The 25992-nt window shown below is 62.1% G+C and carries 12 protein-coding genes and 1 pseudogene; 11 read left to right on the forward strand and 2 right to left on the reverse strand.

Annotation, left to right across the window (positions count from 1 at the left end; genetic code table 11):
- Nucleotides 1-152 precede the first annotated feature (152 nt).
- From NKI39_RS34270 to NKI39_RS02845, 11 genes and pseudogenes are all read left to right on the forward strand, one after another.
- Nucleotides 153-590: pseudogene (locus tag NKI39_RS34270) on the forward strand (transposase); the annotation flags it as partial.
- 726 nt (nt 591-1316) lie between these two features.
- Nucleotides 1317-1952: an Lcl C-terminal domain-containing protein gene (locus tag NKI39_RS02800; protein ID WP_352502897.1), complete on the forward strand. Its 636-nt coding sequence runs from the start codon at nt 1317-1319 to the stop codon at nt 1950-1952.
- A gap of 395 nt (nt 1953-2347) precedes the next feature.
- Complete coding sequence (locus tag NKI39_RS02805) at nt 2348-3457, forward strand: hypothetical protein (RefSeq protein WP_352830917.1); 1110 nt, start codon at nt 2348-2350, stop codon at nt 3455-3457.
- Nucleotides 3454-4782, forward strand: coding sequence for a hypothetical protein (locus NKI39_RS02810; protein ID WP_352502899.1), 1329 nt, complete (start codon nt 3454-3456; stop codon nt 4780-4782). The genes NKI39_RS02805 and NKI39_RS02810 overlap by 4 nt, the downstream gene beginning before the upstream one ends.
- Nucleotides 4779-8627 (forward strand): coiled-coil domain-containing protein, encoded by a 3849-nt coding sequence (locus NKI39_RS02815; protein WP_352830614.1) that lies wholly within the window; start codon nt 4779-4781, stop codon nt 8625-8627. The genes NKI39_RS02810 and NKI39_RS02815 overlap by 4 nt, the downstream gene beginning before the upstream one ends.
- A complete protein-coding gene (locus NKI39_RS02820) occupies nt 8624-9964 on the forward strand; it encodes a hypothetical protein (RefSeq protein WP_352830616.1) in 1341 nt (446 codons plus the stop codon). Before NKI39_RS02815 ends, NKI39_RS02820 begins: the two co-directional genes overlap by 4 nt.
- The gene (locus NKI39_RS02825) at nt 9961-12006 is read left to right on the forward strand and encodes a hypothetical protein (RefSeq protein ID WP_352830618.1); all 2046 of its coding nucleotides are present in this window, start codon (nt 9961-9963) and stop codon (nt 12004-12006) included. The genes NKI39_RS02820 and NKI39_RS02825 overlap by 4 nt, the downstream gene beginning before the upstream one ends.
- Before the next feature lie 19 nt (nt 12007-12025).
- Nucleotides 12026-14143, forward strand: a complete 2118-nt coding sequence (locus tag NKI39_RS02830) for an RICIN domain-containing protein (RefSeq protein ID WP_352830619.1) — start codon at nt 12026-12028, stop codon at nt 14141-14143.
- Between the two features lie 65 nt (nt 14144-14208).
- Nucleotides 14209-17046 (forward strand): leucine-rich repeat domain-containing protein, encoded by a 2838-nt coding sequence (locus NKI39_RS02835; RefSeq protein WP_352685414.1) that lies wholly within the window; start codon nt 14209-14211, stop codon nt 17044-17046.
- A gap of 25 nt (nt 17047-17071) precedes the next feature.
- On the forward strand, nt 17072-23533 hold the full coding sequence (locus NKI39_RS02840) for an RHS repeat-associated core domain-containing protein (protein WP_352830621.1): 6462 nt from the start codon (nt 17072-17074) through the stop codon (nt 23531-23533).
- A gap of 32 nt (nt 23534-23565) precedes the next feature.
- On the forward strand, nt 23566-24216 hold the full coding sequence (locus NKI39_RS02845; RefSeq protein WP_352830623.1) for a hypothetical protein: 651 nt from the start codon (nt 23566-23568) through the stop codon (nt 24214-24216).
- Nucleotides 24217-24405: 189 nt separating this feature from the next.
- Here the strand turns inward: NKI39_RS02845 and NKI39_RS02850 are convergent, their stop codons facing one another.
- Nucleotides 24406-24579 carry a hypothetical protein gene (locus tag NKI39_RS02850; protein ID WP_352830624.1) on the reverse strand — a complete coding sequence of 58 codons (174 nt, stop codon included), beginning with the start codon at nt 24577-24579 and terminating at the stop codon, nt 24406-24408.
- Nucleotides 24580-24945: 366 nt separating this feature from the next.
- Nucleotides 24946-25935 (reverse strand): substrate-binding domain-containing protein, encoded by a 990-nt coding sequence (locus NKI39_RS02855; protein WP_352470518.1) that lies wholly within the window; start codon nt 25933-25935, stop codon nt 24946-24948.
- Nucleotides 25936-25992 lie beyond the last annotated feature (57 nt).

Genomic DNA, 25992 nt, shown 5'->3' on the forward strand with positions numbered 1-25992 from the left:
CCCGGCGCACAAAAGCATCTGCGCACCGTCCGAAGCCGCGAACTATTTTTCGAGCTCGTCACGCCACTTGCCCGACGGCTTCTAGCACACCGCGACGAATTTGGCGGCTGTGAGGGAGGAGATGAAAAGATGTGTGGTCGCTTCGTTCGACGGTCACCTTCCGCTGGAAGGATTACCGGATCAAGAACCGTGACCGTCACAAGCTCATGCGGCTGGCCACCGACGAGTTCATCCGCCGTTTCCTGATCCACGTGCTACCCGACGGATTCCACCGCATCCGCCATTACGGCCTGCCGGCCGCAGCAGGCCACAAGGTCAATGTCGCGAAGATCTCACCGGCATTTAGCAACAGCTTACCTTCAAGCGCAGGCGGATATTTCTCGCCCGCTTTTGCGCCAGGCGGCCATTTGGTTCGCGAGAGTATCCCTTCTTCCAAACCCAGCGACAAACCGGTTTGCGGTGCTGTCGCAACTTGCGCTGCCGCGCAGGAGGCAGCCTGGGCCGATATTCGCGACCAGCCTGCGATGTGGGGGAAACCCGAACGGGTGGGTTGGCCCGAACACACTGCTCCTGACGACAGGACGGAATGACGACGTTCAGACGCTCCGATCTGCGGCGGCCGCTCCGTCATGACGATGATATGGAATGCATGCCCCCCGTTTTGGGGTTCTCATTGCTGTGACGGCGGGCGAGGCGCACCCCGCCTCTGGAAACCTTCAAACATCTTGCAGTCGTTAGGGCTCACCTCGTTGACGCACTTCGACAAGAGCTGATGTCGGTAAAATGGCGCAGGTTCGGAGGTGGGCATAAGGCGCAGACTCTAGCACCTGGTCTGTGATCGGTTGGGCGTGGCCACCATTGTCGTTCAACTATGCCAACCCTACCCCTGTGGACTTGAGACACGCGCCCTCTGCGTTGGAAGGCCATTTCCCTCTACCGCATCGCTGACTGGCCCTGCTTGATCTCACCCCTCATGCCGCGCTTCCTCGATCGGTATGGTGGCTCGCGTCATCGAGCTTTGTTGAATCTCGCCATCGTTAGCATGTTGCGCGGATGTGACCTTGTGAAGACCGACATCGAAAGCTCGGTCCTCGGTCCGAAGATACGGACGAGTGCGGTTGAGCTTGTTCTCTGGCTCGACGGCGCAGAACGGCCGAGGATTACTTCCAGACCAGAATTGATCGTTCGGCGCATATGAGCACAAGCCAATACTCCCGGTTGCTCGATGAAGGGGTAAGCGATCGGTGTTCGGCTCGAGGATTGCTGCACGCATACACTTCGTCGGACCCTCGATCATCTACAAGGCAACCAGGGAAGTGCAGGAACTTTCAATTGTTCGCCGGTTCAAGTACGCTTCCGATTGCCATGTCGAACGCGCGGCCAAGGAGGAGGAAGGCATGCATCGGATCGCCACTCTTGCGACTTTCAGCATAGGGCTTGCCTTTTTTGCAACCATATCAGCGTCACAATCCCAAGCTGCACCTTGCGGTATCGTGCACAAGCAAGCCCGCCAGCCGCTGAGTGATCAAAATTTCTGGTTGCTCGCTGAACATGACGGCAAAGCTTTCGTCGACCAACGCACTTGCCTTGTTGCCCGGCTAGACAGGCTTGATCAACCCGCAACGCTGAGCGATGCGATGGGGTACTGCGCCACGCTCGGGCAAGGCGGGCCGCACGGCGACATGGGCTGGGAGCTTCCGACGATGGCGGAACTGACGAGCCTCGATTCGGCAGACTGGCCAAGTCAGCGCGAGGCGTTCGCGCAATACAAGCTGCCGCCGCTCGCACGTAGCGAAACCGAATACTGGACCCGCACTGAATGGCCGGGCCTGGCAGGGTCCTTTGCGGTCGTTGCCTTCAGTGCCCCCACCACTCTGGTGCGTCCGCTTGAAGCGTCCAAGAAGGCAGGCGTATGGTGCGTTTTTGGGGCGCCCGCCACAGGCTTGGACTAGCTGCCTGGCAGCCCGCGCAGATTGGTTGAGGTTAGGGCCCAAGGCCAGATCGTGACCTCCCGCATTCGAACCGTGGGCGCCGAACGATGCTTGGACGGGGCCAAGAGAGCGGAAAAGACAACTCTTTACGATGCGTTAACTGCATCAACACTTAGGCACGCATTTCCGTAACGGAATGCAAAAAGCCACGTGTATCGACAGACAAACCGTTCTATCTTACTTTAGCAGTGCATTTTAAAGCGAAGCTGAATTTGAATTGGCCACGCCTTCGGCGGCCAATTTCCGCTGTAGCGAACAAATACCAAAAGTAGCCTGCTAGCATATTGCCAGTAAAGAGCAATGAGGCCGCCGTTTCGACGGTGGGGGAGGCTTTTGTGCATTTTCCTTTGGTCGTTATGTTGAAGAGGTACATCTTCAATCGAGCGATCATCGTCGCGGCGTTTCTTGTGCACGGCGAAGGAATTGACCCCGCTGCAGCCCAGCAAATCTGCGGCCCCGCGCTATCGCAGTGCGACCTGCAGACCGACCCCGCATGCCTTGAACGCACCTATGCGTGCGGTGAATACGATACCGTTATCCAGTCGCTCTTCGTCGAGCGGTTCGAACCGACGCCCGACCAGAAATACTTCGTCGGCGCCTCATTCTACGGCCGCCACATTCGCGAACGTGCCGCCGGCGTGCAGTGCGAGATGGTGAAGTTCGCGCGCGAATACCTGACCGACTATCTGTCCGGCGTCGAGACCGAGTTCACCACCAGCGGCTCCTTCGGCACGGTGCGACAGATGGATCAAATCTATCATGCCGCGCAGATGCTGACCGACCTCGGCAGCGTAACCGGTTGCCCGGAATCGGCACTCACACGCGCCGCCGTCGAGGACATCGCCCGCAGTGAGGCCGTACGCTATGCGCGCTCGGTGTTCCTGCAGCCGCCGCCGGAAGCCCGTTCCTCGTTCGAAACGCTGCAAGGCGCGCTGAGTGGCTTCGTCAGTCGGGCGTCAGACCTCGAAACGGGCATCGCGCTGCGCCGCGTCGAGATTAAGTCGGCCGACACGCACTTGAAGGCGATCCGCGCCATTTTCGCGGAGATCTTCGGACCGGTGAGCGGTGCGGGCGCGACGCTGGTCGCCAACACCTCAATCCTCGACGGGTTGGCAGCGAAGACGACGCAGATGCTGCGCTCCGTCGAAGTTTCGGAGGAAGAGTTCAAGCGGGCGCTCGGCAACGTAACGCCTGAGCAATACGCCAATCTTAATCGCAAGACCGTCGCTAGCGCTGAGGACTTTCTCAAAGTCTCCGCCTTCCACATCAATATGATCGGGGTGCTGCTCCCGACCGATCCGGCAAAGCCCTTCTGGCGACTGGATGCCGAGGTTCATGCCGACAACGCGGCACAGGGCGCATTCAATGATCTCACCAAGATTAAGGCGGACTGGAAGGCGCACGGCGCTGCGACCGGCATCTGCGCCCAGGCAGGCGCAGCCGACAGGGTGTGGTACTGCCGATGACAAGCTTCCGAGACATCGCGTTATCCGTCATCGTCAGTTGCGTGTTGGCCAGCGAAGCCGGCGGCGCATCGATTCTGGAGCGCGCTTACACATCGGAAAAACTTGACGGCTTCTGGAACGCCACGCTCTCGAACGCGACGCCCGAAACGACCCGGTTCAGCTTGCTCGCCCCCGGCCCCGTCGCCGTCGAACCGAGTCACGAGGCGACGCAGCCCAATTTCGGCCTGCCCTTCGCCGGCGAGGTGATCGGCGAGGCATCTGCCCCCTCGGGCGGCAGCCGCAGCGTCGGCTTTCCGGTCATCCCGCTTTCGGCCGACGACGCCTCGGTGCTGATGCGCCGCCTCGCCTGGGCGGAGATCTATCTCAGCCGCTACCGCTTCTTCGCCCCGGTCTCGACCGATAACGCTGAAGAACTCGCCGCCCTCGTCGGGCGACAATACGCAGCCGCGATCGAGGCTTACCTGATCACCGGGCGGCTTTACTTTTCCGGGGCCGACTTGCAGGAGAAATGCCGGCATCTGACGCGTATGAACGAGATCGATGCTGGACCTTTGTCGGGCGCAAGCGCGGATGCGCTGCCTGCTGCCTGGCGCCCGCTATTCCCGATCGTTGGGGCGGTGCGTGCACGGCTCGGCTCGGACGCGCTGGCAAAGCTGGTCTGTTCGGCCAAGCCAGTGCGTGGGCGGGCCGAGACGACCGGCCTCATCGAGACGCGGGTGCGCGAACAGATCGTCAAGGCGGTCAGGACGAAGGTCGACGACACGCTCAACCTGATGAACGCCGCTTCGACCCAATATCAGTCGCTGGTCAACGAGATGGACGTGACGATCAAGTCGGCCGAGGTGATGGAGTTGGAGCGAGTACTCGGCAACGCTCAGGCCAACATGGTGCTTGTCAAGGAGGACCAGCTGAAAGCAGCCGAGACGATCGCCACGCTGCAGGCCGTCGATCTCTCCAGCCTCAACCAGCCGGATTCGCTGAAGGAGTTCGAGGACGGTAAGGCAAGGATGGCACAGATCGTCGGACAAATCGAAGGGGTGATGACGGCTCTGTCCGGCCTCGCGCATGTCGTCGACGATCCGACGATCACGTCAGAGCTTTCTTCCTGCGCAGGACTGGCCGGCGCGTATTCGACGCTCGACCTCACGCTGGACACCGGCGCGCTGACTGCGAAGATCAATGGGCCCTACGAAGACTGCATCAATCATGCCCGGGCGGTGGTCGGGCGGTTCCAGAATCCTTCGCTTTCCAAGGCGCAGATGGCCGAACTTGCCCGGCACGTGCGCCAGATTTCCGAGGTTCTTCTGACGACGGGGCAGCCATGAGACGGTTTTTCCTGCTTTGCGGACTGGTTGCCGGCGTCGTCTTCGGCGCTGCGGGAATGGCGCGCGCGCAGGACTGCATGGCGCTCGACGTCGACGCGGCGGCCGGCCATGCCGGCGAGCTGACGACCCTGCTGAAGATCGCTAATTTCCGCGCCGACGTAAAATATATGGGTGAAGTCGCCACCGAACTCGAACAGTTCCTGACGACCTGCGGCGACGAGGCGACCGGACGGCTGGCGATCGTGTGCGATTTCGACTGCCATCTGCAACTCGGGCGCTACCGCCTGTTCCTCGCGGCCGACATGCCCTTCCTGTCGTCGGCGAGCGGTGTCAGCCGAAACGATACGCCGGTTTCGCCGCAGGCGGCGCAGGAATTCGGCCGGCAAGGCATCGAGATCGTCGACAGGGGTCTTCGCATTCTCGCGCGGCAACAAGGCAACGACCAGGGAGCCGCGGCGGGAGCGGATGCGAGTTACCGCAGCTTCGTGCGGCAGTTGACGGCGCTGTCCTCGCTGAAGATCCAGTTGCTTATGAACACCGGCGACGTCTGGTACCAGACCCTCTCGGAGGCGCGCGTCAAGGCGCTCGACTTCCTGGTCTACGATACGTTGGGCGCTGTCGGAGGCGCCGGCCTCGACAGCCAACCCAACCTCTCCAAGGCCTACACCAATTACGAGGCCGCAATGTGGGTGCTGGTCGAGACGCAGATGGATATTCCGGGCGAGTCCACCTACGACGACTTGCGCGCCGACCTGCTGCTGCAGCACAGCGACCTCGATGCCCGCATGGACAGCGTGCACAAAGGTTTCCTGTTCCTCAACATCGACCCCATGCAGTTCACCACGATCCCGTTCGAAGAACTGCAGCAGGCCCTGGCCGAAAGCGAACAGCGACTGACCGAGGTCGAGCGCAATGTCGAGGCGTTGGTTGAGCGGTGGTACGCGAACAAGGAAGGCCAAGCGACCCGCGCGATCGATGAGGAGCGGACGATCCGCAGCCAGGAAGTCAACCTGATCGCCCACAAAATCGGCAAGCTGGAGCACGAGGCGCAGACCTTCGCCACCACCGTCCAGCAAGAGATCAACGCGGTCGACGCCGAGAAGGACACGTTCGGCTATCGCCAGCAGATCAGGTCGCTGGAGATCGAGCTCGGCACCAAGATCGCCGAGTTCGAGAACCAGCGCCGTCAGATCAATGACAGGCAGGAACTCGATCTCATCGTCCTCTCCAAGGAGGCCGAAGTCGAGCGGCGCAACGAACTGCGCTGGCTGCTGAATTGGGAAATGACTCAGATGAACCTCGATCTGCAGATTTCCTCGCTCGAGAGCCAGATCACCGAATATGCCCGCCAGACCGAGCGCAACGCCAACCAGCTCGAACAGGCAGTTCGCCAGCGGCAGATCCTCCAAACCCAGATCACCAACAACCAGGGTGCGATCGCCCGCGCCAACGACGCAATCACCGAACTGCAACTGCGCCAGACCGATCTCTATCAGCGCCGCCGGGCCGTCGACCGCGAACAGCTTTGCGGCATCGAGAACCAGCTCGCCCTGATCGGAGAGGCGCCGGCTCATCCATTCACCCCGCTGCTTGCGGGCGAACAGCCGTGCCAGACAGTGACGCCGGCCTTCACGCGCAACCAGTATGTCGCCCAGATGTGCGGCCCTGATGGACAGTCGGGCCTCAGGGCTCAGCTCTTGGCCACACAGACCCAGGCCAGGGCTTTCCTGATGAAGTGCGTCATCGGTGACGCCGATTTCGCCGACGTCGAGCCGCTGATGTCCGACCAGCAGATGATCACGTCGAACGTCTCGCTGCCGCAGGAACTGGCGAACGTCAGTTGCGGCTCGTTCACACAGACGGAAACCGACTTCGCCAAGAAGCTCTATGAAGCCGAGCGTGACGCCTATGCCAAGAAAAAGGCGGACCTTGAGGAAGCCCGCGACCAGGTCGACGGCCAGTTGACCGAAGTGATCGCCTGGTTCGCTGCGTTCAACGGCACGACGCAGGCCGCGCAGATCACGCTCACCGCCATCCAGGCCGCCTACGCGATCTCCGCGGCGATACCCGAGGTCAACGTCTGCGCCTGCGGGCTCGCCAGCGGCGCGGCGACCAAGATCGATACCTCCAAGGTCGTCAAGGCGTCGCTCGAAGCGGCACAGTCGATCTTGTCGACGATCATCGCGACCGGGCGGGTGACGCAGGAGAACATCAACCAGATCAACGGCCTGCAGCAGAGGATCACGCAGCTGCGCCAAGCGAATGAGGAACTCGACCTCGACAAGGCGCTCAAGGCCCGGGCGCTGATCGACACGCATTTCCAACTCGCCGGCCGGCTGGCGCAAGGGGCCGAAGAGATCAAGGAGCTGACACTGCAGGGCTCGATGGCGGCGGTCGACTGCCAGAGCCAGGATCTCGGCATCGACGAACAGGTGGCGCGGCTCACGTCCGACCATGAACGAATACTTGCCGGACTCGATCTTCAGGCGCGCGAAAACGACATGCTCAGTTTCCAGATCACCGACCAGCAGCGCACGATCGACCGGCTGACCAACGAGATCGCGATCCTCAATCTCGAACTCGACAAGCTGTCCTTGTCGGAAGCTCAGCTCAACGAGGACAATGCACGTGTTGCCGAACTGGTCGCGGCAACCAACGGCCGCATCGAGCGCGTCCGCGCTGCGCAGACGACCGTTACCGGCCTCGCCGAGAAATCAAATGCCTCGACCAACCTGATCAACGAACTACGCGACAGGCAGAGGGACAAGATGCTGGCGCTGAACGATGCCGAACTCGCTTTCGTCGAGCAGCGCATCACGCAGTCGCGCGGCAACACCGAGGAACTCGTCGCGGGCCTGAACCAGGCCAAGGATCTCGGTCTCAAGAGCCGTGCGCTCCAGGACAGCATCCTGAAGTTCCAGGGCGACATTCAGGCGGAGGTGACAAAGCAGCAAGAAGACATGACCAAGCTCGTTACCCAAATCGACGATCCGGCGACGGGCAAGAATCTGTTCATCGCGACCCAGGACACCGTAGCCGACCTGATGAAGGGCATTCCCGAATATCTGGTGACCAAGCGGCGCGTGCTTGAGACCGCCAACCGGCTGATGCACCTGATGCGCCGCCGCTTTGAAGTGGTGCAGGCCTTCACCGGCGAGGCCGCGACTGTGCCCGAGGTCTATGTGCGCAACGCAACCCAGCTGCAGGCAATGATCGACGACATTGTCGCCAAGCGCTTTTTCGACGAGCGGCAGATCAATATCGATGTCGCCCAGATCGTAGTGCCCGCCAATTCCGGTTTCGCCCGCAAGCTGGCGCTCGACGAGAATGTCGAGTTCGAGGTTTCGCCCTTCGCATCGACCGACGGGCTGATGAAAGCGAACGGCTATTTCGCGCTATGGGCGCCCAACAAATTCCGCGAGCGCAAGAATCTGACACTGATCGATGTCTTCATCGGCACCGACTACCAGTGCACTGGCGCGCAGTGGAACCGCTTCGCCTTGCAACACCGCGGCAGCGGCTTCGTGTTCAAGCCGCTGACCAAGGGGTCGAACGAGGTCCGCGCCGACATTTCGGTCGGGCCGGAGCGGGTCGCCTTGCAGACCTTTTTCAACCAAGCCGACAGCGGCGACGAGATCAGCCGGATCATCCGCTATTGGGTTCAGGATCGCTACCAGGCGCGCAAGTTCCCCCGCGCACCCGGACCGTCGAACGACACCAGCCTGATCCTGCCCTATCTCGGCGCGCCGCTGATCGGCTCATACCGGCTGTCGCTGCAGCCGAGCGACTGCCCCTTCGACGGCGCTGTGTTCACCCTCTATTTCATCTTCGCGAGCGCGCCATGAGAGCGATCATCGCCACAGCGGCGCTCGGCATGGCGCTTGGCGCGACGGGAGCGGCCGCGCGCGACCTCTTCGTCGACAATCTTGCCGGCTATAGGATCGAATCGCGTGTTCTCGACGCTCCAAACTGCGAGGGGCCGGCCATTCCGGACGGCACGCTGAAAACCTTCGAGCAAGGCCTCTGCGTCTTCCACCGCCCGGCCCGCAGTCCCGAAGACAGCCAACGCGCCGCCAATCTAATGCGGGAGGCGCAGACACGCGGACTGCCGCCCGTCCACCAGCAGCTTGCCGGGCTGATTTCAGGTCTGGCGACCTGCGCCGAGGCGACGCGTCACCTCGACGCCTACCGCGCTTCGGGGAACCAGAGCCGGATGGAGCAGACGCTGTTCTGCCGCGACCGGCGGCACAGCCAGGCTGACTTGAATGCAATCGAATGGAACCATGCGCTGTTCGAGTATGCCGACGGGCTTGCTTCGAACCGGACGCTCGATCAGAGACTGGCGGAGATGAGCGCCTGCCAGGCCGGGCCATTGAGCGCCGATTTCGACGCCCAGTGCGGCCTGATCTCCAATCTGTCTGACACCGAGATCAATGCCTTCGCCGACGGAGCGGCCGGCAAGGTGATCGAAAACTACTTCGCCAGCGTCGAGAGCCCGATTACGGCGATGTTTTCCCGCAAGCTGAAGCGTGCCGAGGGTCTGGTGCAGAGTTCGCGCGCCGGCATCGACGGTATCAAGGCGGGCGCCGACGCGGTGAACAAGGAATACGCTGCGCTAAACCAGGTTTACGAGGCGGCGCGCGACACCAAGATGGGGCCGATCTACAACGCCTACCGCGAAGCGATCCTGAGGGCGACCTCGATCCTCGACGAGTTCGACCGCTGGAAAGGCGGCCTGTTCATAACCTCGGAAAACATCAACCTGATGCCGAAGATCACCGAACGGTCGGGCGAGATCGCGGGCGAGAAAACTCGCGTCGAAGGCCTAGCATTCGCAGCCAAGGCGAGCGGCCTGATCACCGACATCAAGCGCATCATCAATGCCGACGCCGAGAACCGCGCCGCAGTCGCCGCGCTTTGCCGCATCTACTTCTGCGAACTGACCAACCGCCGGGCAATGGCCGACGTCATCCGCACCTGCCGTCGGCCGGCGCTCGCCAACAATCCGCTGTGCATCGGCCAGAACGGGCAGATGAGCAATGGAACTCTCAAGGTCGATTTCCAGGGGCCGCACTCGATCTCGGTCAAGGAGCTGTGCCAGTCGGCCGGCCTCGATCCGTTGATGACCGAAGTCAATACGGAGCCCACCCGTGCGGCAAGCTGCCTGAGCGAACTGAGATGAGACAGGCGGCCGCATTGCTCACCCTGTTTCTCGCCAGCACTTCGGTGGCCCCCGCCGAGCCGCAGCTTGACGCTTTCGTCACCGATCAGAACAAGGACGTCTATGTCGCGCTTTTCGACGGCAAGGCGGTGGAGCTTGCCGGCTGCGCCAGCGCCGGCCAGGCGAAGCGGCTGCTGCACCTGCCTGACACCGCTATCGTCTCGGAGGCAACGTTCGCCAAGCTTCAGACCGAAAACGGCTTCGGCGCGCAGCCGCGCTTGCCATGCCCCGGCACGGCCTTCGATATCGACTGGCCGGCGACGACCGCCATCTGGGCCGATGTCGAGGCATCGGGCAACTACTATCTCCCCGCCGTCTCGGGCAGCGGTTATTTCGCCGTCCCCGCCGCCTGCGCGGAGATCAAGGCAGCGCTCGCTATCCGCGAGCGGTTGCAACTCCCTGGCGTACTGCAGGGCTTCGTCGCGCCGCCCGATGTCGGGACACCCTTCGTGTTCGATTGCGGGCGCGCCGATCTTGGCGGCACATCGAATGTAGCGGTGGCGAGTGCGGCGCGCTGGAGTCTGCACCGGTTTGAAACCTTCCTCAGCGCCGAAAGCATTGGCGACACGATCTATGTCGTGCGCTACGCGCCGCCGGGCGACGGTGCGCAGCCCTCCTACCTGCCGATTGTGCGCCTTGACGGCAAGGCGACGCGCGACATCATTGCCGATGCAGCCGGAGCGGAAGCGGCGGAGAAGAAGCTGCGATCATTCTTCGGCATCGCTGAGGCCGAGGCCGTAACCCTGCTCGGCGCCGACGCGGTGGCGGCGCTTCGTTCGGCGCCCTTCGTCGACCTGTGTCTGTCGAATTGCGATGGCTATCAGCGCGAGCACTCGACCTTCGCGCAGCCGGGTATCGACCTCGGCCTGACGCCGCTGTCAGCCGGCCTGTCCATCACCTCGCTTGACTCCCTCGGCAATGCGCGGCTGGATTGGATCTTCGCGGAGGGGCGAAGCCTGTCATTTACGGGTTGCCCGCGTCTGACGTTGGCGCTCGGCCTCTCCGCCCCCGGCATTGGCGACTGGATGGGCGAGACGGATCGCGCGCTGACAGCCGCTCCGGCGCCGGGTACCGGGTTCGACTGTCGGGGTTCGGCCGGCGATACGTGCCTTCGCCGCATCAATGATGGCGGCACGCTGACGCTGGCGCAATTCTCTGCCGAGGGCGATTGCGCCGGGCGGGCGAATCTCAGGCTCGAACTGCCCGCATCGGTCCAGATGCCGCAGACGCTAATCCTGAAGGGATTGCCGTTCAAGACCGTGCACATGGCGCCGGCCCCCGGCGTTGCCCGCACGCGGCTCGTCGGCACCGCCAACCGAGTGCCTGCCGGCACGTCGTCATGCATTCTGTCAGCCACAGGCGTGATCATCGTCGCCGATGGATTGCCGCGGCTCGAACTCGAGCGGATCGATCTGGCGCGGGCAGCCGCTCAAACGACCGACGAGGTCGTCGCCGTGATCGCGCAGAATGGCGCGGTCGCGCTCGACGATGTGACTATCGGCACCGTGGCGGACGGACTGTCGCCGATCGCGCGGGGCGCGTCGCTGTGCCTGGCGGACCTTTATGCGCGCGGGCTCAGGGTCGAAGCAGACATGCTGGCGATCCAAGGCGTTCGGGCACGGCTGCTGATCTCGGCCCAAGCGCCTGCCCGCTCCAGCATTGTGCGCGCACGCTTCGGCGCGGTGCTCACCTCCGACAGCCTGATGCGGATGGCCTTCACGGACATCGCCGCCGCCAATCCGCTAGTTCTGCGCGGCGCGGTCGTGGCGGGTCGCTCGGACGGGCTCGCGCCCATGGCCGCTGGCCTTACGGTCGGCTCCGCCATCCAGCTCGAGCGCGGTTCGTCGGCGAATTTCACCACCTCGACGGTGTCCGGCTTCCGCTGCGCGGTCAGTTTCGCCGACAGCGCCTCCAGCGCCAGTTTCCTGCTGCCGGGCAACGACATTGCACACGACAATACCAGCCGGGCCTGCGGGCCAGGCCGCTTCAGCCTGGTCGAATAGAGCGGAAAGGAGAAACCAGATGACCCGCATAGCCCGATCGCTGCTCCTGCTGGCGCTGCTTGCGGTGATCGGCGCCGGTCGGGCCCGAGCCGAGGAACCGAAGCTCGTTCTGTTGGAGGACCCGACGCTGAACGCCACTCGCTTGCACTATCCCCTGCTCATCTCCGAAGGACGCGGCTACCGCATTCGCTGCAGTGTTCAGGCGGACGAGGAAGCAGTGATCCGCGGACTGGGCTTAGTAACTTTCCCGTCGCAAATGCTGAGCGCCGTCGACAATGCGGTCATCGCGGCCGACCCAGCCGCCAATCCGCTGTTGTGCCCATCCGACGAGCACTACCCGATCAAGGTCTTTGCGCATGATAGCGGCAGCGGGCTCGTCTACTACCTGCAGTTCCCGACCGATTTCGGGTCAACGTCCTTTTCCGACCAACTCTACATTCCCGGCTGCGCGCCGTTGGTCGAAGGGTTAAAGCTCAACCTCAATCAGGCGATCGAGGCCGACCCCACCCCTTTCTTTGCCGGAAAGGTCCATACCATCGCATGCCTGGCGGGCCCGCCGCTTGTCGGACGGCCGACGACCTTTGCCAGTTGGTGCATCAAGAACGACCTTGATCCTGCCCAGCAGACGACGGTCGAGGAGCTGCTCGAGCTGACACCCGGCGGTGCCTCCGCGTTGGGCAATCCGGCGGCGTGCGCAAGCGCGCAGGACTTTCTCGCGTCGAGCACGACGCTCGACCTTGCCGGGCGACGGCTGACAAATCTCGAGCCGCTGGCGACACTTACCCATCTGACGCGCCTGACCTTGTCCGGCAATGAAATAGCCGACACGCGCGATCTGGAAAAGCTGACCAAGCTTACCTTTCTCGATCTGTCGCGAAACAGGATCAGCAACATCAACGTGACTGGCGTGATGAAGGATTTGGCCGACGCCGACCTCAGTTCCAACCAGATCGCCGACCTGCGGCCGCTCGCCTCGGCGCGGGCGCTGACGCGACTGGTTCTGGCCAGCAACAAGATCGCCGACGTGTCGCCGTTGCGGTTTCTGCAAGAGCTCACGGCGCTCGACCTGTCGAAAAACCGCGTCACGGATGCGCGCGCCTTGATGGGCCTTACCGAACTCACCTCTCTTAACCTGCGCGCGAACCGTCTGGCCACGGTGCAGTCCGTCAGCGCCATCCTGCCATTCAAGCCTTCGCTGGACGGCAATCCGGTCTGCATCAGTCGACCGGAGCAATCGACCGCGGCCACCGGGAAAATTTTCGAAGCCTGCATCACGGCGATCAAGGAGGGAGACGTGGTGCTGGCAAACATGCAGACCGGCAAATGCCTGGCAGTTTCCGAGGGGCGCCTCGACAACAACGCGCCGGCCGTACAGTTCAACTGCGACGGCGACCAGTGGCGCCGCTGGAAGCTGGTCGAGACGAATGACGGTTTTCAGTTACAGAACGTGCGGACCGGAAAATGCCTGACGATTGCCGGCGGTGTCAGCACCGACAACAACATCCCGGCCCTTCAATTCGACTGCGACCGAGATCCGTCGCGGCGCTGGAAGCTGACCGCAACCGGCGACGGCTTCCAGGCTGAAAACATGCAGACGAGCAAATGCCTGACCATTGCCGGCGGGGTGAGCACCGATGACAACGTCCCTGCCCTCCAATTCAACTGCGACCGCGATCCGTCGCGGTTCTGGAGCATCCGGGCGGCCGACCCGGAAGTGTTGCTGGTGAACCGGCAAACCGAAAGGTGCCTTTCGGTCGCGGAAGGACGAACCGACAACAATGCACCGACGGTGCAATTCGACTGCGACGGCAGTCAATGGCAGCGCTGGAGGCTGGTCGAGACGGGCGATGGCTTCCAGGTGGCCAACGTCCGGACAAGCAAGTGCCTGACGATTGCCGGCGGAGTCAGTACCGAAGACAACATCCCGGCCTTGCAGTTCAACTGTGACAGCGATCCTTCGCGTCGTTGGAACCTTGTCGAGACGCGCGACGGAGTTCAGGCGGAAAACGTCCAGACAGGCAAGTGCCTGATCATTGCCGGCGGGGTTAGCAACTTGAACAACATCCCGGCCCTTCAGTTCACTTGCGATCGCGAGCCGTCGAGCTTTTGGACCATCAAGACCGCGGACGAGATGTAGCGCTGCCATTGGTTCGGGCTGATTGAGCCGCATCGATCAGCCTGAGCCTCGAAAGGAGAAACCAGATGAACCGCATCGGCCAATCGCTGCTCCTTGTTCTGGTCATGCTCGTGGCCGCCGCCGCCGGCCCGGCCCGCGCGGACGAGCCGAAGGTTGTGCTGTTCGAGGATCCGGCGCTGGAGGCGAACCGGCTGCATTATCCGTTGCTTATCTCCGACGGGCGCGGCTACCGCATCCGCTGCAAGGACCAGGCGGACGAGGAAGCAGTGATCCGCGGACTTGGCTTCGCGACGGTTCCCTCGGAGGTGTTGACCGCCGTCGACAGCGCGATCGTCGCCGCGGATCCGGCCGCCAATCCGCTGCTGTGCCCCTCGGGCGAGACATACCCAATAAAGGTGTTCGCGTACGATAATGGCGGCGGCCTCATCTACTACTTGCAATTTCCCTCAGACTTCGGCGCGACGACATTTTCCGACCGGCTCTACATTCCATCCTGCGCACCGCTGGTCACCGAGTTGAAGCTCAATCTCGACCAGGCGCTGAACGCCGACCCCACGCCGTTCTTCGCCGGCAAGATCCACACCATCACGTGCCTCTCGGGCGCGCCGCTGGTCAACAAGCCGACCACCTTCGCGAAATGGTGCATCAAGGGCGACCGCACGCCGGCTGAAACGGCGACCGTGATGGCGGTGCTCGATTCAACGCCCGGCGGAGTCTCCGCGCTCGGCAACCCGGCCGCCTGCGCCACCGCACAGACCTTCCTGGAATCGATCACGACGCTGAACCTGAGCGGCAAGGGCGTGCAATCACTCGAGCCGATTGCGGTGCTGACGAACCTCACCAGCCTGTCGATCGCCGGCAACAACTCGATCGCCGAACTCGGGCCGCTGGCCAAGCTCAAGACACTGACCTTTCTTGATATTTCCGGCAATCACGTCAGCAACATCAACGCCCTGGCGCCACTGATCGCGCTGACGCGGGCCGACGTCTCCGACAACGACATCACCGACATCCGCGCGCTGTCGGCGCTGGCGTTGCTGACGAACCTCACACTCGACGACAACAAGATCGCCAGCCTTGAGCCGCTGCAATTCCTGCAGGCGCTCTCGATCCTGTCCATCGCCAACAATGGCCTCACGGGCGACATGCTCGATCCGCTCAGCGCGCTCGGCGGCCTGACCAGTCTCAACCTCGCCAACAACAAGATCGAAACCTTCGCCAATCTCGGCAGCTTCCCCTCGACGCTGGCCATCAATCTCAGCGGCAATCCAATCGTGGCGAATGGCGGGCAGAGCTTCGTTGACCTGTGCGTGCTGCACCGCGACGCGGCGACCCCGCTTGGGCAAACCATACGAGCCATGGTCGAACTGGAGGGTGGCGGGACGTGCTTGGTGGTCGGCAACAAGCTGCTGGCGACCACCGCACTCGATTTGTCGTCGAAGATCGTCAGCGATCTGCGTCCGCTCGCCACCTTACCGCAACTCACCTCGCTCAACCTGTCCAACAATGCCATCACGGACGTCTCGCCGCTTGCCGGCCTGACCAATCTCGGCACACTCAACCTGTCGAAGAATTCGATCGCCAATGTCAGACCGCTGGCAGCGCTGTCGGGCCTGATCAGTCTCGATCTTTCCGACAATCCCGTGCAGGCGAGCGACTTCCTGTCGGCATGCCTGATGCGGAACCAGACCGACTTTCTAACGCCCGCGCAAACCGCGGAAGTGAACGCGCTGCTATCGATCTCGGGCAAGACTGTTTGCGGCAGAGCCTATGACGATCTCAGTTCGCGCCAGTTCGCCGATGCGAAGAACCGCGGGTTGACCAGCGTCTCGCTCTTCCCGGTGATGGGAAATCTGACCTCCATCGACCTGTCCGACAACCAGTTGTCCGACGTCTCGGCGCTGTCGGCGGTACCGGGGCTGACGAAGCTTTGGATCCGCAACAACCAGATCCCCTCGATCCAGGGCATCCTCCAGCTGCGCCGCCTCGAACAACTGAACATCGACGGCAATCCCCTGTCGAACCTGATCGGCATCGGAATGCTCAACAAGCTGACAAAGCTCTATTTCTCGAACACACACGTACAATCCGTGACGCCGTTGGCAGACCTGCCGCTGCTCGAGGATGCCGGCATGCGCAATCTGCCACTGCAATACGCCAGCTTCGCTGAATACTGCATCGTCTACCGGTTCGATTCTATTGCGCTCGGCGACGCCCGCGGCTTCATGGCGGCGCTCGACAGCCGCATGCAGGCCGACCACGTCGACAGCGCAGATTGCAGTGCAGCGCAGAACTGGGCGCAGTCACTGACCAGCCTGACTCTGAACAAGAAATCGATCATCGCCGTCAACCCGGTGGTCCATTTCCGGGCGCTGGGCGAACTTAACCTCTTCGACAATGTGATCACCGACGCGTCGCCGATCGCTTCGCTGACAGGACTTCAGAAACTGAACCTCGCCACCAACCGGCTATCCGCGATCCCGCGCTTCGGATCGAGCGGGCTCAAATACATCTACCTGAACGACAACCAGATCACCAATGTCGGCAATCTATCGAACATGCCGGCGTTGTCGGATATCGATCTGCGCAACAACCGGGTCTTCGATGCGCTGCCGCTTGGCTCGCTTCCGGCGCTGTCAGTCGTCGATCTGAGAGGCAATCGGATCGAGAACTTCGCTAGCGTCCATCCGGTGATCGGAAAGACCTATCTGGGCAACAATCCGGTCTGCTCCTTCCCGCAGCCGCTCCTCCCTCAAGTCGCCGAAGCCTGCAACCGCGAGCCGTGGCGCATCTTCGATGGAAACATTCACTTGCACGACGCGATCGCCGTCCAGCCCTCGGTCATCTGTCCGCGCCCGAACTGCTTACAGCTCATCATCGTGGGTCCGCAAATTCATCAGTAGTGCCTGCATCCGGAGAGGTAGTCCCATGTTCATAAAGACCCTTACCGCCCTCGCAGCCCTGGCCGCTGGCGCCGCAGTACTCGGCTCACCGGCCCGCGCCGAAGACAAATCTGCGACGTCGATTGTGCAGTTGCCCGCTGCGGGCGGCACTGTCACGCAGGAGGAAGGCAGCTTCACGCTGAACAACAATACGGGATCGGCGAACTTCACCGTGCCGCTACCCACCCTGCCGACGCGCGGCCAGTTCGGGCCGCAACTGAGCCTCACCTACAGCCAGTTCGCGGGCGATACCGGCAACGGGCTCGGTATCGGCTGGCAGTTCAATACCCAGGCGATCGCCGTCAATGACGATCTCGGCACGGCCGTGCCCGGCACCAAGCCAGGCGGCGATTTCTTCTCCCGCCTGTCGTATATGGGCGCGCGGCTCATCTTCCTCGGCAACCAGAACGGCGTCTGGGAGTACAAGCCCGAATATGCCGAGGATTTCGTCAAGATCCTCTACCACACTGGCGCGTTCGACGTCCTTTCGCTCGACCTGACGGGCGGCCTACACACCGACACCATCTCCTCCGGTTTCGAGGTGATCAACGCCAACGGAACACGGCTGATCTTCAGCGGCGATTCCTCCGTGGCAGAGGGCAATTTCGATGTAGCCGCGCCCTATGTCACGAAATGGCCCCTGGTGCTGCAGCTCAATGCCAACCGCGAAGCCATCCGCTACGAGTACCAGCGTTTCGGTGGACGCAGCTACCTGACAAAGGCCAGCTTCGCCGGCGGTCAGAGCAGCTATCAGTTCGAGCTGATCGAGACGCAATCGACGCTCGTAAGCCACACCAATGGCAGCAAACAGGAGAACGCCCGGCTCTACGGCAAGGTGACGGCCAAGTTCAAAGACACCGTCTACGCCCAATGGTGCATGGGATATGTCGGCCGTGATACCAGTGACACGTCGAAGTTCGTCGTCCGGGCGCATCCGGACTGCCTGGCGAAGGCTCAGGCCGACCTCACGCCGCTCATCGACGCGCAGTCGGTCAATGTGCTCGACCAGCTGCGCGTGCTCTACCGGTATGGTGACACCGGCGGCGAGGCGCTGGCGCAATCGACGCTGAAGTTCCCGGACATCCATTTCGGCTATTCGTCGTGGACAAGCGCCGAACTGGCGTCGCGCCCCGTCGTGTTCGAAGCGCCGAAAATGGCGTTCGCCGGCGACATCCCGCCGCAGAATTTCGAATTGGCCGACCTCAACATGGATGCACTGGTCGACATCGTGCAGACCAAGGATGACGGCGCGACGGTGCATCTCGGAAGCGGCGACCTGAACAGCGCCTTCGGCGACACCAGCCAACTCGTGCTGTCGCGTCCGACCGAGGCTGGACTAATGCGCCAGATCGCCCCCCGGCTCACCGACAATCGCTTCGCTTTTGCCGACATCCTGGGCGACAGCTTCGTCGATATCGTCGAAATCGAAGACGGGCTGATGCACGTCTATGACGGCAAGGCCGACGGGACCTTCCCTTATCTCGGCCGCTCGATCCCGCTGCCCGGCGTCTCGCCGACGACATTCGCGGGCGGCAACGGCCGCTTCGCCGACGTTAATATGGACAGCCTGTCCGACATCGTCACGACGCGCCTCAATGCTGATGGCCGCACGGAATGGCGGATATTTCTCAATCTCACCCGGCGCCAGGCCGACGGGGGTTACAGCGTCAATTTCGGAGCGCTTACCAAAGCGTTCCCATTCAACAGTCAGGACGGCCAGATACTCGGCCGCAACAATGTGCGGATGGTTGACATCAATGGCGACCGGCTGCCCGATCTCGTCGTCATCCGTCCGGCTGATCAGGGCTTCTGCCTCTATGAGAACCAGGGCAACATGTTCTCGAAGGACCCGAATGCGCTGCTGTTTGGCGACGTCGCGATCAACGATCCGGTCTGCGGTCACGGCAGCTTCTCGAAGATTGGCGGCATGCAGCCCGGCGATAACCTCGCCACAATGTGGTACATCGACGCCAACGGCGACGGCATCATCGATTTCGCGTCGATGGGCGAGCGCACTGACCAGATGCGCGTCTGGCTCGGCTTCGGCGACGGGACCTACCTGAAGGATCCGCTCAGCATCGCGCTCAATCTGCGGGTTCAACTGGGCGCGTCGACGCAGACCTTCGCTTCGCGCGTCGCAGACATCGACGGCGACGGCCAGAGCGAAATCATCGTGTTCCAGAAGCCGTCCGGCGACGAGGTGAAGCCCGTCGTCGTGATTGACTTCAACCGCACCGACACGGTGCAGTTGGTCAAGGCCAACCTGCTCACGGTCGTCGACTTCGATTCCGGCCGCCGGCACGACATTCGCTATGCGACTTCGATCGACGAGATGCTGCGCGACCGCGCCAACGGCCAGCCGACGCGCAACCTGCATTTTCCCGTTGTCGTTGCCAAGCAACTCGTCACGTCGCAGGGCATACCCGGCCAGGTTCGCGCCCAAGTGCAGACCGACGAATATTTCTACCACAATCCATTTTACGATGTGATCAATCGCCGCTTTATCGGCTTCTCGGACGTCGAGAGGATCGCGTACGGCGACGAAAACGCGGCCGGCCAGCGGGTCACGCAGCGCTCAAGCCTCGATCGCGAACAGTATTACACCTTCGCGGAAACGGCGGCTGACCTGAACCTCGCCGGCAAACTGAAGATCCGCAAGACCTATGAAGTGAAGCCCGAGGCGACGCTCGTCGCGAGCGCGGAGACGACCGAGACGCTCGATCCGTCGGCGGCGGCGCTGCACTCGCTGTCGACCGCCACGCGCACCCAGAAGCTGCCGACGACCGGGATGATGTTGAAGTGCGAGTCGTCGGTGTGGGAGACGTTTTCGCGTGGCGACGGCTCGTCCTATCTCAGAAAGGTCAAGGAGACGCTGACCGGTTCCGCCGGCGACGCCGAACAGCAGGACCCGGCCGATCCCGAATGTAAGGACCCGGTGAAGGTCCAGACGTATGCCGATTTCGACGAATTCAATATGCCCGCCTCGGAAACTGTGCAGGTTCGCGATATCCCGGGACCCGCGGATTTGACCGTTCAGGGCTTTAGCCGCACCACCCAGACCGGGTATGCGCAGTCGCGTGCCGATCTCGCCGCGCTCGGCATTGTCAACGCCGCATCCGAGCGCCGTATCCTAACCGGAACGCGACTGCTCAGCCGTGAAAGCTTCACCTATCTAGCCGACGCGGGCGGTCGCATGGGCACCCGGACACTCGAAGTCTTTTCCGGCCTCAGCAACTTGCCGGCGTCGCTCGAGCAGTTCCGCAACGCCACCCGCACCCTCACCAAGAGAATGGGCTATGACGTCTTCGGCAACACCACCGCGCTGTCGGACGACCTTGGGCAGACAGAGGCCGTTCTCTACGAAGAAACCGGCACCTCGCCGATGAGCCACACCAAGATGGCGGGTGGTGCGCCTGAGCTCAACCAGATCACGTCAATGACCTACGATGGGCCACGGGCCGGAGCTGTGCGAACGATGACGACTCCCCTCGGCATGGTCGTCACCAACGACTATGACGCGCTCGGCCGCAGGATCCATGAGCTGGCAGCCGACGGTGCGGAGAAATTCTACAGCTACAAGATCGGCGAGAGCGGCCTGCCCTCACTGATCTTGACATCGAAGCGCCGTTACGCAAGCGCTGCCCAAACTCCGGAAAGCGAAAGCGAATTCATTGCCGAGCTCGCCGCCTACAACGCCCGCGGCAACCAGATCGCCGACCTGGAAAGCGTTGCCGAGGGGGGCGTGCGGGTCCGCAACTTCGCGCTCTACAATCGCAACGAGAAACTGGTCTTCCGCTGGACCCCATTCGTCGTCAGGAGCTTCGGCGGTATCGACGATCTGAACCTGCAGAAGGTCTTCGAGCTGGGCGACGTTCCGCGTCCGGATCACGAAATCGGCAACACATATACCTACGACGCAACGGGCCGCATGGTGCGTGAGTCTTACCCGTCGGGCAAGGTTTCCGAGATGACCTTCGGGCCTTGGGGCACGCACACAATAACGACCTATGCCGATCAGTTCGACGGTACGGTGCGGAGCGAGGAATATTCGCTCAGCAACGAGAACGGGGTGACCGGCTTCATCGCCGCCAATGGCGACGGCGTGATGCAAATTTCCCGCTTCGTGCGCGATTCCTTCGGCTATTTGAGCGAGATTTGGCTCCCGGGCGAAACTGCGCCTCGACGGTTGATCTACAATTCGGTCGGCGACATCGAATTCCAGTCGATCCCCGGAATGGGCGACCGGTACGCCTTCTACGACGCGCGCGGGCGGCAATCAGCGATCGCGCGCGTCGGCGTGAACGGCGAAGCTTCCGTGCAGACGTCCACCTACGACTTCCTTAACCGCAAGCTCACAGAGGTTGACGACGGTGTCCTCCATCTCGAATACCGCTACGACCGGGGCGTCGAGATAGCCTCTGCGGCCGGGTTCGAAGTGCCGATCGCGTTGCCGCTCGATAAAATAACCGAGGTCATCATCCACGATCCCAACGGCCTGTTCGATGCGGCCGAACGCTACGCCTACAACGCGAACGGCCGCATGACCGCCAACGAGGTGGAGATCAACCACGCAAAGTATGCCGATCGCTTCCATCACACGCTTGATGGCCGGATCGATTCATCGATCGGCCCACGCGGCCTGACGTCGAAATTCGCGCTTGGACCGGACAAGAATCTCCGCTCCGTGACGGTATCCCATCCGGACTTCGCCGGCCCGCAGAAAGTGATCGAGAACATCACGTACAATCCGGAAGGACGGGTCGAGCGCGTCAACTACCGGCTCGGCGCCTTCACGCAGATGACCTACGATCCGACGACGCTGTTCCTGACGCATATCGTCTCGCAAGCGGGAGGCGTTCCGCTGCAGGACTTGACCATGGCTTTCAACTCGAACGGCTCCATCACACAGATCGTCGATGCGCTGGGCAGTGGCGCCGGCGACGCGACCCATGTCGACCGTTCCGGCACCTTTCACTATGACTTCAAGAACGAGCTCGTGAGTATCGATCGCTATGGCAAGCATGCCGAATTCGGCTATTCGCCTGCCGGCACCTTCGCCCGCAATGACGAGCTCGATCCCGGAGCACGGATTTTCCCGGCGGCAGCCAGCGCGACCGGCCTCATTCCGACCGGCAGCGCGTCCAAGCCATATGGTTTCGATGGCTTCGGCCAGCTGGCGACGTCGCCGAACCTTACCGGCACTGTCTTTGACATCAACGGCCGGCTCATCCGAGCGCAAACCGCGACCAACGACGTCTTCTACGGCTACGACCAGACCGGTCGACGCCTATACAAGAAGATTGTCGCTCCGGACGGATCGAAGCCAGACCAGCTTTATCTCTATCCAGTGGAGACATTCGAGGTCGGCCCAAAGGGCGAAGAGAGCTATGTCAACATTGCCTCGACCAAGTTGGTGCGGCTCGAGCACGGCACCGGTAAATGGTTCTATTACCTCAAGGATCATATCGAGAGCAGCGACTATGTGATCGCCTCGGGCGGCGCCCCGGTCGAGCAAATGCTCTATCGGGCATACGGAACCGAGCACAAGCCAGAAGTACTGGCTCCTGCCTGGGCCGATCACTTGACAGACATTTCGGGCGAGTTGCCGCGCGAAAAAACCCACCATCGGTTCACCGGCAAATATCTCGACGATGATACCGGGCTCTACTACTTCGGTGCCCGCTACTACGATCCGGCCCTTGGCCGCTTCGTCTCACCCGACCCGCTGTATGTCGGCGATCCTGAGCGCTGCACCGGCAACCCCACATCATGCAATCTCTTCGCCTATGCCAACAATAATCCGATGGCCTATATCGACCCGACAGGTCTCAAGGAGATCGTGGCCGGCGATGCCGCCTATCGGCGGCAAGTTGAGGAGGATATCCAACGCACAGACCCGACTGCCCGAGTCGACAGCAAGACCGGCGAGGTTTCGCAAAGCTGGCTCCACGGGGCCTGGCTCGACGTCAAGGACTTCTTCGTACCCGGTACCGGGATGGATACAGGGCGCGAACTCACCAAGAGGATTGTCGACAGCCCAGAAACGGTGACGATCCAGAACGTGGCCGGCCGCACCGGAACCGATCTCGCCGATCACACGAAGGATCCGACGACGACACCGGGAGGGGCGGTCATCTCTTACGATCCGGCGGCAGCCCGTATCCGCACGTCGAGCGAGTTCGACAAATCGACCGGCACGGTCGCGACAAACCCGGCCGATCCTGGCATCGTGCTCGCCCATGAGCAGATCCACGCCTCCCACATCCAGGCGGGACAGATTTCCGGCATGGGTCCAGCCACCTACAACGGGCTTGATGGAAAGCCACATACCTCCATGGACGAGGAAGCGCGGACAGTCGGTGTCGGCGGAACACCGCGGCCTGACGACATAACGGAGAACCAATTGCGCGACATGCTCGGTATCAAGCCGCGCAACCACTACAACTGATTCGCGGCAACGCAGAAGGACGGAGGCATGACATGCGTAACTTCCCTCTCTCTACGGCAGCGCTGGCCGGGCTGGCGATGCTCATCACTGCGGCGGCCCTCGCTCAATCCATCAACCCGCAGATGAAGGAGCCGCAAGCGATGCCACTCGATTTCCTGACCTGGATCGATCGTGACGCAGACTGGCTGCAGAAGCAAATTGCCGCACTTGGCGGGTCGGGAAAGCTCACCATCGATGGCGGCATTCTGGAGACGACCGACCTTGATACGTTGAAGGCAGCCAATCGCATTCGTGCCTTTGCCTACCTCGCGACCAAGGGGCTGAGGCCTCCCTATTTCGATCTGACGATCGCTGCGGGTGACGCGACGAAGCGGTGCGTCACGCAATTCCCCCGCAGCATTGCTCCAGGCATCGGTCCCATGGATTTTGCAAGGAAGAGTTTCCCGGCGGACGCTGCCGACCAAACCGAACTGAAATCCTGCACGGTCGCAGGTCAGGGTAAAGACTATGCCGGGCTTGACCGGGCGACCTTTCGAGATCGCTACTTCGATGCATCAGGCACATTGAAGCCGGAATTTCGCAACCTCGGCGACGATCCCGCTTTCAGAGCCAAGGCGATCGACGAGGGCTTCTTCCTGGCGACGGAGGATTATAGCGGCCTGTTGCAGCTGGACCTGCGGTAGGCTAGCCGCGAGGTAGCAAGCAACATCTGGCGCCGACGAAGGGCTAGACTGGTATTGTCCACGTGCTTTGTGGGGGCCGACCAGCGCCAGCACCAAGCGGGCCGGTCCTTGTCGCCTTCTCCGCGCCTTCCCGGTGTGCCAATGCCAGAGATAGGAATATCGGAAGACCTGTGCGACTTTGGTTTTGGCTCAGAGAGCTCGTCGTGAGATCGTCGAGACTCGGCTCCATGCGGAGGCTTCGACCGCAGGGATATCGTCCTTGCTGAGCTCCGCTATCAGCTCGACCCGCCTGTCGCGCTTCAACAGCCGGACAAAAACCTCGTAGGCCAGCAGTACGGCGCGTCCCGCCGTTTTGGTGATCAAGACCGGATTGCGGACCGAGGTATCCTCATAAGCGCCGAAGTCTTTCTCGAGAGGGCGGCGGCGGTGACGGTGGCGGTCATCGGCGTGACTGCTTTATTCCGGAATAGAGGCGCTTTTCGCGCTCTCCGCGAGTGCCTGGCGCCAACCAATGGAAACGAGCCCGTGGCAAGGCTGCTTGCAAGATCCAGCTGAAATCGCGGCGAGACGGGCTGATGCCGCCTACGCGCTCAACTGCGTGCCGTCCTTCGACCGCCGGGATTTTTCTAGCCGGAGTTTTGACCGACGACGACCACGCCGGCTCGCTCACAAAAACAACAAGGCCCACTCCCGGGCCTTGTCGTATCAACTCTGCTGTCGGCCCTGCCCTCAGTTTCCCGTCATCTGCTTGGCATTTTCCGGCGTGATCGCGGTCGTGTCCACCGTCACCGTCGGCTCCACCGACGAAGCACACTCAAGCAGGATCTTTTTCGACATCTCGATCGCTTCCTTGGCGCCGGTCGGGTAGGTGAAGGTTGCCGCCCAGTCGCCCTTGGCCACGGCCTCGATGCCGCCGGCCGGACCCGGCAGGCCATCAGTGCCGATGATCTTGACCTGCTTGCCCGCGCCCTTGGCTGCGAGCAGCGCACCCGCCGCCATCATGTCGTTCGAGGCATAGAGCACCTTGATGTCCGGGTGCGCTTGCAGCATGGCGGAAAAGGCGGTCTGAGCTTTGTCGGGCACCCAGTCGGCGGCCTGCTCGGCCACCACTTGGATTTTGGCATTCTCCTTCACACCGTCCTTGAAGCCGTTGAGCCGCTCCACCGCTGGCGTCGAACTCGGCAGCCCTTCAAGCACCGCCGCCTCGCCGCCTTCCGGGAGCAGGGTCTTTGCGGTGTATTTGCCCGCTTCGAGCGCGATCTTGTAATTGTCGCCGCCGATGAAGGCGGTGTAGTCCTTGCCGGGGTCGCCTACCGTTTTGCGGTCTAGTTCGATGACGGGAATGCCGGCATCCATCGCGCGCTTCACCGCCGGGGTTATGGGTGCTGCCTCGAAGGGCGAGATCAACAGCAGATCAACTTTCTGGGTTATGAAGTTGTCCACCTGCGAGGTCTGCGTGTTGACGTTGCCGGCGCCGTCGGCGATCTGCAGCGTGAACTGCGGCACATCCTTGACCGCCGCGGTCAGCTCGTCATTGACATGCTGGCGGTAGGGCTCGGCATTGTTCGCCTGCGAAAAGCCGATGATGAACTGGCCGTCCTTGGCGCAGGCCTTGACCATCGGGTCGGCCGCTTGGGCAGCACCCGCCATGCACAGGCAAGAGCCTGCCAGAAAGGCGACCTGCAGGGCGCGCCTCGATCCTTTTTCCATCGTTGTCATGCTTGCTCTCCTCCTCGTCGGGCCTATGGCCAGACCTTGGTTTCATGGTCTTCCAAA

Source organism: Mesorhizobium sp. M0664 (assembly GCF_040320565.1).
Lineage (GTDB): Bacteria > Pseudomonadota > Alphaproteobacteria > Rhizobiales > Rhizobiaceae > Mesorhizobium.

Excerpts from the sequence above, each read along its gene's own strand:
- NKI39_RS02835 (WP_352685414.1), top strand. The coding sequence starts at position 14,209 with ATGAACCGCATCGGCCAATCGCTGCTCCTTGTTCTGGTCATGCTCGTG.
- NKI39_RS02855 (WP_352470518.1), bottom strand. The coding sequence starts at position 25,935 with ATGACAACGATGGAAAAAGGATCGAGGCGCGCCCTGCAGGTCGCCTTT.
- NKI39_RS02830 (WP_352830619.1), top strand. The coding sequence starts at position 12,026 with ATGACCCGCATAGCCCGATCGCTGCTCCTGCTGGCGCTGCTTGCGGTG.
- NKI39_RS02810 (WP_352502899.1), top strand. The coding sequence starts at position 3,454 with ATGACAAGCTTCCGAGACATCGCGTTATCCGTCATCGTCAGTTGCGTG.
- NKI39_RS02825 (WP_352830618.1), top strand. The coding sequence starts at position 9,961 with ATGAGACAGGCGGCCGCATTGCTCACCCTGTTTCTCGCCAGCACTTCG.
- NKI39_RS02820 (WP_352830616.1), top strand. The coding sequence starts at position 8,624 with ATGAGAGCGATCATCGCCACAGCGGCGCTCGGCATGGCGCTTGGCGCG.
- NKI39_RS02845 (WP_352830623.1), top strand. The coding sequence starts at position 23,566 with ATGCGTAACTTCCCTCTCTCTACGGCAGCGCTGGCCGGGCTGGCGATG.
- NKI39_RS02815 (WP_352830614.1), top strand. The coding sequence starts at position 4,779 with ATGAGACGGTTTTTCCTGCTTTGCGGACTGGTTGCCGGCGTCGTCTTC.
- NKI39_RS02840 (WP_352830621.1), top strand. The coding sequence starts at position 17,072 with ATGTTCATAAAGACCCTTACCGCCCTCGCAGCCCTGGCCGCTGGCGCC.
- NKI39_RS02805 (WP_352830917.1), top strand. The coding sequence starts at position 2,348 with ATGTTGAAGAGGTACATCTTCAATCGAGCGATCATCGTCGCGGCGTTT.